Genomic DNA, 13,274 nt, shown 5'->3' with positions numbered 1-13,274 from the left:
TTTTTGTCGTACCCCCGCCGTACCGTGGATCTCGGGGGAGCTTCAGGAAGGCATGAATGTTCCCTTCATGCCTTCCTGAAGACCGCGAGCGTCAGTTTTCGCCTTCGCGCCAAGCGTTCGTGATCGGCAGCCGCCGATCCCGGCCGAAAGCCTTGAACGTGATCTTGGTGCCCGGCGGGTACTGGCGGCGCTTGTATTCCGCCCGGTCGACCATCCGCACCACCCGGTCGATCGTCTCGGGATCGAACCCGGCCGCGATCAGGTCGGCGTATCCGCGGTCGCCCTCGACATAGTCGTCGAGGATGTCGTCGAGCAACGCGTAGTCCGGCAGCGAGTCGGTGTCGACCTGTCCGGGCCGCAGCTCGGCCGACGGCGGCTTGGTGATCGAGTTCTCCGGGATCGGCGGCGTTTCGCCGTGCTTCTCGGCCTCCGCGTTGCGCCAGCGCGCGAGCTGCCACACGTGGGTCTTGAAGACGTCCTTGATCGGCGCGAACCCGCCGACCGCGTCGCCGTAGATCGTCGAGTAGCCGACCGCGAGCTCGGTCTTGTTGCCGGTCGCCAGCACCAGATGACCGTCCGAATTGGACAGTGCCATCAGCAGCATCCCGCGCGTGCGCGCCTGGATGTTCTCCTCGGCCAGCCCGGTCAGCCCCAGCTGCGAAACATAGGCGTCGACCATGTCCGCGACCGACTCCTCGCGGAAGTGCGCGCCGATCCGCCGCGCCAGATCGGAAGCGTCCGACTTCGAGTGCTCCGACGAGTACTTCGACGGCATCGAGACGCCGTACACGTTGTCCCCGCCCAGCGCGTCCGCCGCCAGCGCCGCCACCACGGCCGAGTCGATCCCGCCGGAGAACCCGAAGATCACCGACTGGAACCCGTTCTTGTGCACGTAGTCGCGCAGGCCCACGACCAGCGCCGACCACACCTCGGCCTCATCCGAGAGCGGCTCACTGATCACAGGCTCTTTCGAGGCTTCGTAAGCCGGAATCGGCTCTTCGCTCAGCACCTTGCGCCGCACGTGCAGCCCGGCGAGGTCACCGTCACCCGCGTGCCCGCCCGCGGTCAGGTCCATGTCGAGCACGAGTAAGTGCTCGACGAACTGCGGCGCCCGCGCCAGCAGCGTCCCGTCCGCGCCGACCACCAGCGAGTCGCCGTCGAACACGAGATCGTCCTGCCCGCCCACCTGGTTCGTGTACACCAGCGGCGCACCGGCCTCGGCGGCCCGCCGCGCGATCAGCGGCAGCCGGATGTCGTCCTTCGCGCGCTCGTACGGCGAGGCGTTCGGCGCGACCACCAGGTCGACGCCCGCCTTCCCCAGCGCCGACACCGGCCCGCCGTCCTGCCAGATGTCCTCGCAGATGACCATGCCGATGTCGAGCCCGTGGTACCGCACGACATCCAGCGTCTCGCCCGGCTTGAAGTACCGGTGCTCGTCGAACACCCCGTAGTTCGGCAGGTGGTGCTTGAACTGCCGCGCGACCACCTCGCCGCGGTACAGCGCCGCCGCCGCGTCGCGCACACCGGCCTCGTCGAGGTCCAGATAGCCGACGTAGGTCAGCACTTCGCCACAGCCGGCGTCGTCGAGCCGCGTGGCGAGCGCCTCGAGCGCGTTCTTGGACGCCTCGGCGAAAGTCTTGCGCAGAGACAGATCCTCGACCGGATACCCGGTCAGCGACATCTCGGGAAAGACCACCAGATGCGCGCCGGCTTCCGCGGCTTTGCGCGTCCACTCGACGGTGAGTTCCGCGTTGCCGGTGATGTCCCCGACGGTGGTGTTGACCTGGGCCAAGGCGATGCGCAGCTGCGACATGCGCACATTCTCGCTCAACCGCGGGCATCCGCACGACCGGACGTGCCCAAGCTCTCCGCGCCGACACGGAGCCGGCACGGAGCCGACACAGAACAGGGGCGCCCGCTCAGCGGACGCCCCTGTCGTGAAACCCCAAAACCCTACTTGCGCTTGATCATCGAGCGGACCTTCTTCAGCGTCTGCTCGAAGTCGGAGTCGAACGGGTTGTCGTGGACCAGGTACGTCCACGTCGTGTTCGCCCGCCGCACACCCGCGTCGGCCAGATCGATGCCGTCGTCGGTGATCTCGGCCTCGACCAGCGTCTTGGCCGCGCGCGCCGCCGCCTCCGGGATGATCTTGTGGAACTCCGGGATCGCCGCGCGGTGGAACTCGTCGAGTGGCGTCTCCCGCGCCAGCGCGCGCAGGTGGATGCTCTCGCGCACGTCGGTCAGGTACGCGAGATGGTCCGACCACAGCTGGTCGATGTGGTACAGCAGCACCTCGCGGCAGATCTGCTCGACCTTGGCGGGATCGTCGACCTTCTCCGCGAGCTCCTTGAACTTCTCCGGCTCGTCCGCCTCCAGCCCCTCGGCCGCCAGCGCCGTCCGCAGCACCTCGTCGCGGTGCTTGAGCAGATCCCCGCGCTGCCGCTCGATCAGCCGCGTGTAGCGCCAGGTGTTCCGGTGGATCTCCAGGTCGACACCCTCGGCGACGCGCTGCGCGTGATCGATCTGCCGGTGCGCCGCGTCCGCGGTGATCTCGCCGTTCTCGTCGGTGTCGATGCCCTCGGGGATGTCCGGCGCGTTCGACAGCACGAGCTCGTCGTTCAGGCTCGCGAAGAACACCGCGCTGCCCGGGTCACCCTGCCGCCCCGACCGGCCGCGAAGCTGCCCGTCGAGCCTGCTCGACGGGTACCGCGCCGTACCGATCACGTGCAGCCCGCCCAGCTCGGCGACCTCCTCGCGCCCGGCGCCGTCCTTGCCGCCCAGCCGGATGTCGGTACCGCGACCGGCCATCTGGGTCGACACGGTCACGGCGCCCTTCTTGCCCGCGTCCGCGATGATCGACGCTTCCTGAGCGTCGTTGCGCGCGTTGAGCACCACGCATTCGAGATCGACCTTGGCCAGCTTCTCCGCCAGCTCCTCGGACTCCGCGACGTCCTGCGTGCCGACCAGGATCGGGCGGCCCGTCTCGTGCACCTTGCGGATCTCCTCCTCGATCGCGCGCAGTTTCTGCGACGGCGAGGCGAAGATCCGGTCCGGCTGGTCCTCGCGGATGTTCTCCGTGTTCGGCGGGATGACCGCCACTTCCAGCTTGTAGAACTCGCGCAGCTGCTCGGCGACCGCGACCGCGGTACCGGTCATGCCCGCGACGCTGGGGTAGCGCGCGAGCAGCGCCTGCACGGTGATCGAGTCGAGGATCTCGCCCCGGTCGGTCGCCGCGACCTGCTCCTTCGCCTCGACGGCCGCCTGCAGGCCGTCCGGCCAGCGCTGCAGCTCGGCGACACGGCCACGCGCGGCGTTGATCAGCTGGACCTTGCCGTCACGCACGATGTAGTCGACGTCGCGGGTGAGCAGCGCGTGCGCGTGCAGCGCGACGTTCACCGCGGGCAGCCGGTCGGAGCCGGTCTCGTCGTACAGGTTGATGTCGCCGCCGAGCGCCTTCTCGACGACCGAGGCGCCCGCCTTGGTCAGCCAGGCGTTGCGCCCGTCGGAGTCGGTCTCGTAGTGCAGGCCCAGCCGCAGCCGCCGCACGATGTTGGCGACCTCTTCGTCGGCGTCGGTGTGGTCGATCGACCCGGCCATCACCAGCGGCACGCGCGCCTCGTCGACCAGCACGGAGTCCGCCTCGTCGACGATCGCGATCTCGGGCTCGCGCTGGACCAGGTCGTCCACGTTCGTGACCAGCCGGTCGCGCAGCACGTCGAAGCCGATCTCGGCGACCGCGCCGTAGGTGACCTCGGCGGAGTAGGCCTCCTTGCGCTCCTCACGCGAGTGCGACGGCTCGATCCAGCCGACCGAGACCCCGAGCAGGTCGTAGATCGGCTTCATCCACTCGGCGTCACGACGGGCGAGGTAGTCGTTGACGGTGACCACGTGCACCCGCTTGCCGCGCAGCGCGTAGCCGGCGGCGGCCAGCGCGCCGGCGAGCGTCTTGCCCTCACCGGTGTCCATCTGGACCACATGCCCGGTCAGCAGGCCGATCGCGCCGAGCAGCTGCACGTCGAACGCGCGCTCGTCGAGTGCCCGCCTCGCCGCCTCACGGCCCAGCGCGCAGATCTCGATCAGCTCGTCGTCCCCGGACTTCCCGCCTTCGCGCAGCTCACCCGCGCGTTCGGTCAGTTCCGCGTCCGAAAGCTTCTTGAGCTCCTCTTCGAGCTTCTCGATCGCCGGAACCAGCGGTTCGTAGCGGGTCAGCTCGATGCTGCCCGGCCGCTGAATGATCCGGCGCAGCCGCTTGCCAACCCGGCTGATCAGTGCTGCCACCCCTGGTCTCCTGTCTGTGCTCTCGCTCACCGGCCGACCGACCCGTTCCCACAACGCAGTGGTGGTGCGTTTTGGTTCCGCGACCGGATGGCACGATCAAACCGTGCCCATACCCACCCGCACCAGGTCCCGTTCCCGCCGAGTCGCCGTCGCGCTGTCCGCGCTGGCGCTCAGCGCGTGTTCGCCGGGCACTCCGACCACACCGCCCGCGCCGGAGACCGAGTCGCATGGCCCGGTCGGGCCGGTGCCGCCCGGGCTCGACGCCTTCTACGGGCAGAGCGTGACCTGGGGCGACTGCGCACCTTACGCGACTTCGAGTGAAGCGAAGGCCGCATTCCGGGTGAAGGGCGCCCAGTGCGCCCACCTTTCGGTGCCACTTGACTACGCCAAACCCGATGGCGACAAGATCCGGCTCGGCCTCCTGCGCCGCAAAGCCACTAAAACGGACAATCGCCTCGGTTCCTTGGTCATCAACCCCGGCGGGCCCGGCGCGTCCGGCATGACGGCCGCGGCCGGCCTGGCGAGCAGGACCAAGGGCGAGCTCGCCGAGCGCTTCGACTTCGTCGGGTTCGACCCGCGCGGCGTCGGCGCCAGCGAACCGCAGGTCAAATGCCTGACCGACACCGAACGCGACGCGGAGCGCGCCGACGACCTCGAGGCTGACGGTTCACCCGAAGGTGTGGCCAAGCAGGAAGCCGAGGAGAAGGACTTCGCCGCGAAGTGCGCCCAGCGCACCGACAAGGGCACCGCCATGCTCGCCAACGTCGGCACCCGCGACGTCGCGAAGGACATGGACATCCTCCGGTCGGTGCTCGGCGACCAGAAACTCACCTATCTGGGCTACTCGTACGGCACGCGGATCGGTTCCACGTACGCCGAGACGTTCCCGGCCAACGTCCGAGCGCTGGTGCTGGACGGTGCCGTCGACCCCGAGCAGGACGCCGTCGAATCGCTCGTCAGCCAGGGTCGCGGCTTCGGCAAGGCGTTCGACGAGTTCGCGAAGTGGTGCGCCGCGCGCCAGGACTGCGCGCTCGGGAAGGACCCCGCGAACGCGACGAAGGCCTACCAGGACCTCACCCGCCCGCTGATCGATTTCCACGTGCCCGTCGCCGACGGCCGGAAACTGTCGTACGAGGATGCGACGATCGGCACGATCCAGGCGCTCTACGGGAAGGACTACTGGGAACCGCTCAACTCGGCGCTCAACGAACTCAAGCTCCAGCGCGGCGAGACGCTCATGAAGCTCGCCGACATGTACAACGAACGCGACGACCAGGGCAAATACCAGGCGACCCAGGACGTCTTCACGGCCGTGCGCTGCGTCGACGACCCGCGCGTCACCGATCCGGAGACCATCCTCAAGGCACAGCGCGAGTACGTGAAGGTCGCGCCGTTCCTCGACGACGGCCGCCCTGAGTCGGCCGCGCGCGACGCGTGCGCGTTCTGGCCGGTGCCGAACACCATGCAGCCGCACCAGCCGAAGGTCGACGGGCTCGCCCCGACGCTGGTCATCTCGACCACGAACGACCCGGCGACGCCGTACGCCGCCGGGGTCAACCTGGCCAAGGGCCTCAAGGGCGGCCTGCTGACCTTCGAGGGCACCCAGCACACGGTCTTCCTGCAGGGTGTGTCGTGCGTAGACAAGGCCGGGACGGACTACCTGGTCAACGGCACCCTGCCGCCGGAGGGCACGCGCTGTTCGGGGAATTAGCCCGGATCGCACGGATCGGCTGGGATGATCTGCGCGTGATCACTCCTCGTCTTGTCCTCGCGTCCGCCGTCGTCTGCCTGCTGCTGACGGCCTGCACGAGTGCGCAGGTGGGCACGCCGAACGCGCAGCAGGCGCCGGGCGCCCCCACGCCCGCGCCGGACGCCAAGGCGCTCGAGAAGTTCACGACGCAGAAGCTCGCGTGGGGCGAATGCGCGGCGTTCGCGGGCGGCGACGCGTCCGCGGAGAAGGTGCTCAAGGACAAGAAGTTCGAATGCGCGCACCTGAGCGTGCCGCTCGACTACGCGAAACCGGACGGCGACGTCATCAAGATCGCCGTGCTCCGGCACCAGGCCACCAAACCGGACCAGCGGATCGGCTCGCTCGTCACCGACCCCGGCGGCCCCGGCGCGTCCGGCGTGCGCTCGGCCGCCGGGCACGTCCAGCGCGCGCCCGAGTCGGACATCGTCCAGCGCTTCGACCTGGTCGGCTTCGACCCGCGCGGCGTCGGCGCGAGCGAGCCCCGCGTCAAATGCCTGACCGACGCGGAGCGCGACGCCGACCGCGCCGAGGACTCCGAAAGTGACAATTCGCCCGCGGGCCAGGCCAAACAGCTCGCCGACGCGAAGGCGTACGCGGACAAGTGCGCCGAGCGGACCGAACACGGCAAGGACATGCTCGCCAACGTCGGCACCCGCGACGTCGTGCGCGATCTCGACATCCTGCGCGCCGCGCTCGGCGACGAGAAGCTCACCTACCTGGGCTACTCGTACGGAACGCAGATCGGTTCCGCCTACGCCGAGGCCTACCCGGCCAAGGTGCGCGCGATGGTGCTCGACGGCGCCGTCGACCCGGCCCAGGACACCGCCGAATCACTCGTATTGCAGATGGCCGGCTTCCAGAACACCTTCAACGAGTTCGCCAAGACCTGCGTGACCCGGCCGGACTGCGCGCTCGGCAAGGACGCGGCAGGCGCGACGAAGGCGTTCCAGGACCTGGTCAAACCGCTGATCACGAAGCCGGTCCAGGTCGGCGCCCGCAAGCTCTCGTTCGAGGACGCCATCACCGGCACCCTCGCGGCGCTCTACAGCCAGGCCGCGTGGGGCTTCCTCAACGAAGGCCTCGCCAACCTGACCCGCAACAACGGCCAGAACCTGATGCAGCTCGCCGATTCGTACTACGACCGCGGCCAGGACGGCACCTACGCCGGGATCATCGACGTCTACTACGCCGTGCGCTGCGTCGACAGCCCCCGCGTCACCGATCGCGCGAAAATCGATTCCGCGCACCAGCGCATGCTCCAGGGCGCGCCGATCCTCGACGGCGGCACTCCGGACATGACCGAACTCGACATCTGCGCGGCCTGGCCGGTGCCCGCGACCTCGCAGCCGCACACACCCAAGCCCGAGGGCCTCGCCCCGACGCTCGTCATCTCCACGACCAACGACCCGGCGACGCCGTACCAGGCCGGCGTGAACCTCGCGAAGGCGCTGGGCGGCCGCCTGCTCACGTTCGAAGGCGCCCAGCACACGGTCTACCTGCAGGGCAACCCGTGCGTGGACAAAGCGGCGTCGGCTTACCTGATCGACCGGACGCTGCCAGCCGACGGCATTCGCTGCTAACGCCAGGTCAGCCCGAGTTCGAGCATCACGGGGCCCTCGTGCGCCGCGACCTCGGGCACCTGGATCCACATCCGGGTGAGATCGTGTGACGGCGTGTCCGCGACCCAGATCTTCGCGGTCACGTCGGCCTGGATACCGGGGATCAGCGCCGAGATCGCCGCGCGCGGGACCTTCCCGCCGATCCGGTACGAGAGCGCCCCGCCCGGGCTCTCCCGGCCTTCCGTCCGCAGGTCCGTCGCGCTCGTGAGCAACGCGCGCAGGCGCCCGACGACCGCGTCCGGCCGGTACACGGCGGGCTTCTCGGTCTGGACACCGGCTCGATCGGTCACCTTCAGCCCATCGGCGGAAAGCACGTAGTCGAGCTGCTGCCGCTGATCGGACACCTGCAGGTCGGCGTGCCCGCGCGCGGAACCGTCCGCCGCGACCTCGCCGTCGATCTTCCGCACGCCGAACCCGGGGATCTCGCCGCTGACGCCGAGCACGAACCGGACGGCACGCTGCCCCTTCAACGCCGCGGCCGACTCCCTCACCAGCTGAGTTCCGTCGGGCAGCGGGCCACTGGTATCGAAGGTCGCGGAGCAACCGCTTAAGAAGCAGGCGACCAGCAGGAATACCGGCCCAAAAGTGCGGCGCAACATGGCCACGAGCCTAGACTTGTGGCCGGATCCTTGCGCATAGTGGCCCTCCGGCCACTTTCGCCGGGTTTCGCGCCGAACGAGACTTTGTGCCGTGCAGCTGACCACTTCGCGCCCCAAGGTCCACCGAGCGTGGATCATCGCGGGCGCCGCCTTCTTCGCCCTGCTCGCCGCCGCGGGCTTCCGCGCCGCGCCCGGTGTACTCATCGATCCGCTCCACGAGGAATTCGGCTGGTCACGCGCGACGATCGCGTCCGCCGTCTCGGTCAACCTCGTGCTCTACGGCCTGTTCTCACCGTTCGCCGCCGCGCTCATGGAGCGGTTCGGCATGCGCCGAGTCGCCGCGACCGCGTTGTTCGTCGTCGCGATCGGAGCGGGCGGCACCGTGTTCATGACCGCCAGCTGGCAGCTGATCCTCTGCTGGGGCGTGCTGGTCGGCGTCGGCACTGGCTCGATGGCGATGAGCTTCGCGGCGACCGTCGCCGCACGCTGGTTCGTGCGCAGCCGGGGCACCGTCACCGGCATCCTGACCGCCGCGGGCGCCACCGGGCAGCTGATCTTCCTGCCGATCGTCGCGAAGCTCGCGATCAGCGAAGGCTGGCGCACGGCGTCGCTCGTCATCGCGATCGCCGCGCTGGCCGTGGTCCCGGTGGTGCTGCTCGCGATCCGCGATCACCCCTCCGAGCTCGGCATCGGCCCCTACGGTGTGGACGAACCCGCCGAAGCGCCCGAGCGGCGCACCGGAACGGCCAAACGCGCGCTGACCGTGCTGGTCTCGGCCGCGCGCACCAGGACGTTCTGGCTGCTCGCCATCGGCTTCGCGATCTGCGGCGCGACCACCAACGGCCTGGTCAGCACGCACTTCGTGCCCGCGGCGCACGACCACGGCATGCCGCAGACGACCGCGGCAGGCCTGCTCGCGCTGGTCGGGATCTTCGACGTGGTCGGCACCATCGCGTCCGGCTGGCTGACCGACCGCGTCGACCCGCGCATCCTTCTCGGCGTTTATTACGCGCTTCGCGGCATTTCGCTCGCGCTGCTGCCGCAGCTGCTCAGCGACTCCGTCGAGATGAGCACCTGGGCGTTCATCGTCTTCTACGGTCTCGACTGGGTGGCGACCGTGCCGCCGACGGTGGCGCTCTGCGTCCGCCAATTCGGGGAGGCGGGACCCATCGTGTTCGGCTGGGTCTTCGCGTCGCATCAGCTCGGCGCGGCGATCGCGGCGTTCGGCGCCGGTGTCATCCGCGATCATTTCGGTGACTACGCCGTTGCCTGGTACATCGCCGCCGGCCTGGCGATTCTCGGCTCGGCGGCCTCCATTTCGATTAGGAAACCGAACACGTCAGTGGCCGTCGGAGTGTCGTGAAACATGCCGTTAACAAGTGCCCTCTAGGGTGCGGCCATGGATCGCCAGCAGGAGTTCGTGCTGCGCACTTTGGAAGAGCGCGACATCCGATTTGTCCGTCTTTGGTTCACCGACGTGCTCGGTTTCCTCAAGTCAGTGGCGGTCGCACCCGCTGAACTCGAGGGCGCCTTCACCGAGGGGATCGGCTTCGACGGCTCCGCCATCGAAGGCTTCGCACGGGTCTACGAATCGGACATGGTCGCCAAGCCGGACCCGGCGACCTTCCAGGTGCTGCCTTGGGAGACCCCCGAAGGCGGCCCCTATTCGGCGCGCATGTTCTGTGACATCACGATGCCGGACGGCTCGCCGTCCTGGGCCGACCCGCGGCACGTGCTCCGCCGCCAGCTCTCGAAGGCCGCCGAGGCCGGTTTCACCTGCTACGTCCACCCCGAGATCGAGTTCTTCCTGCTCTCGAACCTGCCCGACGACGGCTCCGAGCCCGAGCCTGCCGACAACGGTGGTTACTTCGACCAGGCCAGCCACGCCACCGCGACGCACTTCCGGCGCCACGCGATCGAGACGCTCGAAGCGATGGGCATCTCGGTGGAGTTCAGCCACCACGAGGGCGCGCCGGGGCAGCAGGAGATCGACCTCCGGTACGCCGACGCGCTGACCATGGCCGACAACGTGATGACGTTCCGTTACGTCGTCAAGGAGGTCGCGCTCACCCAAGGCGTGCGCGCGACGTTCATGCCCAAGCCGTTCACCGATCAGCCTGGCTCGGGGATGCACACCCACGTCAGCCTGTTCGAGGGCGACCGCAACGCGTTCTACGACGCCGAGGATCCCTACGAGCTTTCCGAAACAGGTAAGGCGTTCGTCGCTGGCCTGCTGACCCACGCCAAAGAGATATCCGCGGTCACCAATCAGTGGGTGAACTCGTACAAACGCCTGATCAGCGGCGGTGAAGCGCCGACGACCGTGTCGTGGGGCCGGGCGAACCGCTCCGCGCTCGTCCGGGTGCCGATGTACTCGCCCGGCAAGGCGTCCTCGCGCCGAGTGGAGATCCGCACGCTGGATTCGGCGTGCAACCCGTACCTCGCGTACTCGGTGATCCTCGCCGCCGGGCTCAAGGGGATCGAGAAGGGCTACGAGCTCCCGCCGCCCGCCGAGGACAACATCTGGCAGCTCTCGGACGCCGAGCGCCGCGCCGCCGGTTACTCCCAGCTACCGCAGAACCTGGGCGAGGCGCTGTCGGAGATGGAGAAGTCGGAGCTGCTGCCCGAGGCGCTCGGCGAGCATGTTTACGACTTCTTCTTGCGCAACAAGCGGGTTGAGTGGGACAACTATCGCAGCGCCGTGACTCCCTACGAGTTGCGCACACTGCTACCGGTTCTCTGACAAGGAGGGCGACGGGAATTGCGAAAGGTCGCACTGCTCGTCGCCCTTCTTTCGTTCGTGAGCATGGCACCCGCTTCCGCGAGTGGCCTCGGCTTCGACCTCGATGCGGCGACCATCCCGGACCTCCAGGCCCGAATGGCCCGCGGCAAGCTCGACTCAGTTCGCTTGACCTCGGCTTATGTCGATCGCATCCGATCGATCGACCCGAAAGTCCGCGCGGTCCTCGTGGTGAACCCGGCCGTGCGCGCGGAGGCGGCCGAGAGCGACGCGAGGCGCCGCGCCGGACGGCTGCGCGGTCCGCTCGACGGCATCCCGGTCCTGCTCAAGGACAACATCAACACCCGATCGATGGACACGACCGCAGGCTCCCGCGCGCTGCGGACCAAGCCACCGGCCGACGCGGAGCTGGTCAAGCGCCTGCGTGCGGCGGGCGCGGTCGTCCTCGGCAAGGCCAACCTGTCCGAATGGGCCAACTTCCGCGCCGCGAAGCCGACTTCGGGCTGGTCAGGCGTCGGCGGGCAGACGCACAACCCGTATGTGCTGGACCGGAACCCGTGCGGTTCGTCGGCCGGTTCCGCCGCGGCCGTCGCCGCGTCGCTTTCCCAGGTCGCGATCGGCAGTGAGACCGACGGCTCGGTCGTCTGCCCCGCGGGCATGACCGGGACGGTCGGCCACAAGCCGAGCCTGGGCCTGGTCAGCCGCACGGGCGTGGTGCCCATCTCCGCGGAACAGGACACCGCGGGCCCGATGGCGAGGTCGGTCGTGGACGTCGCGATCACCCTTTCGGCACTGCAAGGCCGGGATCACGCCGACCCCGCGACCTGGCGGTACCCGGTCACCCAACCGCGTGATTACGCCGCACTTCTGAGACCGGACGCGTTACGCGGAGCACGCATCGGCCTGTGGCGGTTGCCGGTGCTGGGCCCGGATGTCGACGCGGTCATGTCCCGCGCGGCCGAGGTGCTCAAGCGCAGGGGAGCGACGGTCGTCGAGGTCGACCTGCCCTACCAGGCACGGCTCGCCGAGCTGGAGTTTCCGGCGTTGCTCACGGAGTTCCACCGGGACATCGACAAGTACCTCGCCGGGCGTCCCGGTGTCCCGCGCGACCTCGCCGCGCTGATTGCCTACAACCGGTCCGACCCGCTGGAACAGACCTGTTTCGCCGGGCAGGAGCTGTTCGAGCAGGCGCTGGTCGCACCCGGTCCCACGGACCCCGGCTACCTCGCGCAGCGTGCCGAGCTCACCGACCTGGCGAAACGCTCGATCGACGAGGTCGTCGCCCAGTACCGGCTCGACGCCATCGCCGCCCCGACCAATCCGCCCGCGTGGAAGACCGATTGCGCCACGGGCGACAACGACGTGATCCCGTCGTCCACTCCCGCGGCGGTCGCCGGCTACCCGGCGGTGACGGTGCCGTCCGGATTCGTCGGCGAGCTCCCGGTGGGGATCTCGTTCATGGCCGGGCAGTGGGCGGATGCTCGAGTGCTCTCGCTGGGCGCCGCTTATGAACGCGCGGCGAACGCCCGGCGGGCCCCGAGCTACCTTCCCACCATCGGATGACTTGACGCCTACGGTCTGACCTGCGGCGATGGCGTTAAGTGACCCCCCTGTTTTCGGGGGTTCTCCAGGGATGTAAAGTTCTCCAAGTCGCCAGGAACACCGGGCCGGCGGGGCCGCAAGCCCCGAGCAGGACCGGAGGCGCCAGGGCCGAGCGGGAGTTTGACACCGCGGATCGGACCGGGTAATGTTCAGCGTCGGCCCACGAGCGGCCGCCCACTCCCTACTAACATAGTAGGTACGGGCATGGCTCGACCAAAGTTTAGATGAATATCGCTTGAAGCAATTCAGTGTGTTGCTTGAGAACTCAACAGTGTGCTAGTGAACTAAGCCAGTAGAGCTTATATAGAACCTCGTATTGAGGTTCCTTTGAGAGCAGTAAATTGCCTCGATTGAATTCGAAGACATTGTTGGAGAGTTTGATCCTGGCTCAGGACGAACGCTGGCGGCGTGCTTAACACATGCAAGTCGAACGATGAAGCCTTCGGGTGGATTAGTGGCGAACGGGTGAGTAACACGTGGGCAATCTGCCCTGTACTTTGGGATAAGCCTTGGAAACGAGGTCTAATACCGGATATGACTGCGCATCGCATGGTGTGTGGTGGAAAGCTCCGGCGGTACAGGATGAGCCCGCGGCCTATCAGCTTGTTGGTGGGGTAATGGCCTACCAAGGCGACGACGGGTAGCCGGCCTGAGAGGGTGACCGGCCACACTGGGACTGAGACACG

The 13,274-nt window shown here is 68.4% G+C and carries 8 protein-coding genes and 1 rRNA gene; 6 read left to right on the top strand and 3 right to left on the bottom strand.

What is annotated here, in order from left to right; translation table 11 throughout:
* Positions 1-91 precede the first annotated feature (91 nt).
* Both BLV57_RS39840 and secA2 read right to left on the bottom strand, forming a co-directional pair.
* On the bottom strand, positions 92-1,813 hold the full coding sequence (locus BLV57_RS39840) for an NAD+ synthase (RefSeq protein WP_091299183.1): 1,722 nt from the start codon (positions 1,811-1,813) through the stop codon (positions 92-94).
* Positions 1,814-1,953: 140 nt separating this feature from the next.
* A complete protein-coding gene (secA2, locus tag BLV57_RS39835; RefSeq protein WP_091299182.1) occupies positions 1,954-4,278 on the bottom strand; it encodes an accessory Sec system translocase SecA2 in 2,325 nt (774 codons plus the stop codon).
* Between the two features lie 103 nt (positions 4,279-4,381).
* On the opposite strand from secA2, the gene BLV57_RS39830 reads away from it, so the two are divergent.
* Both BLV57_RS39830 and BLV57_RS39825 read left to right on the top strand, forming a co-directional pair.
* Positions 4,382-5,989 (top strand): alpha/beta hydrolase, encoded by a 1,608-nt coding sequence (locus BLV57_RS39830; protein WP_245757714.1) that lies wholly within the window; start codon positions 4,382-4,384, stop codon positions 5,987-5,989.
* Between the two features lie 38 nt (positions 5,990-6,027).
* Complete coding sequence (locus BLV57_RS39825; RefSeq protein ID WP_091299471.1) at positions 6,028-7,608, top strand: alpha/beta hydrolase; 1,581 nt, start codon at positions 6,028-6,030, stop codon at positions 7,606-7,608.
* On the opposite strand, the gene BLV57_RS39820 is transcribed toward BLV57_RS39825, so the two are convergent.
* A complete protein-coding gene (locus tag BLV57_RS39820) occupies positions 7,605-8,246 on the bottom strand; it encodes an LppX_LprAFG lipoprotein (RefSeq protein ID WP_281244478.1) in 642 nt (213 codons plus the stop codon). The two genes, BLV57_RS39825 and BLV57_RS39820, sit on opposite strands and share 4 nt — an antisense overlap.
* Before the next feature lie 91 nt (positions 8,247-8,337).
* On the opposite strand from BLV57_RS39820, the gene BLV57_RS39815 reads away from it, so the two are divergent.
* The 4 genes from BLV57_RS39815 to BLV57_RS39800 all read left to right on the top strand — a co-directional run.
* On the top strand, positions 8,338-9,609 hold the full coding sequence (locus tag BLV57_RS39815; protein ID WP_091299177.1) for an MFS transporter: 1,272 nt from the start codon (positions 8,338-8,340) through the stop codon (positions 9,607-9,609).
* Between the two features lie 36 nt (positions 9,610-9,645).
* Positions 9,646-10,989 (top strand): type I glutamate--ammonia ligase, encoded by a 1,344-nt coding sequence (gene glnA, locus BLV57_RS39810; RefSeq protein WP_091299175.1) that lies wholly within the window; start codon positions 9,646-9,648, stop codon positions 10,987-10,989.
* 18 nt (positions 10,990-11,007) lie between these two features.
* Entirely contained in the window at positions 11,008-12,549 is a 1,542-nt protein-coding gene (locus BLV57_RS39805) for an amidase (protein ID WP_281244477.1), read from the top strand.
* 404 nt (positions 12,550-12,953) lie between these two features.
* Positions 12,954-13,274 (top strand): 16S ribosomal RNA (locus tag BLV57_RS39800); the annotation flags it as partial.

Origin of the sequence: Amycolatopsis xylanica, from assembly GCF_900107045.1 — a bacterium.
Lineage (GTDB): Bacteria > Actinomycetota > Actinomycetes > Mycobacteriales > Pseudonocardiaceae > Amycolatopsis > Amycolatopsis xylanica.
This window is presented reverse-complemented; position numbering and strand designations above follow the sequence as displayed.

What these genes read in the sequence shown, in the direction of transcription:
- BLV57_RS39840 (WP_091299183.1), bottom strand. Translation starts at nt 1,813, where the DNA reads ATGTCGCAGCTGCGCATCGCCTTGGCCCAGGTCAACACCACCGTCGGG.
- BLV57_RS39820 (WP_281244478.1), bottom strand. Translation starts at nt 8,246, where the DNA reads ATGTTGCGCCGCACTTTTGGGCCGGTATTCCTGCTGGTCGCCTGCTTC.
- glnA (WP_091299175.1), top strand. Translation starts at nt 9,646, where the DNA reads ATGGATCGCCAGCAGGAGTTCGTGCTGCGCACTTTGGAAGAGCGCGAC.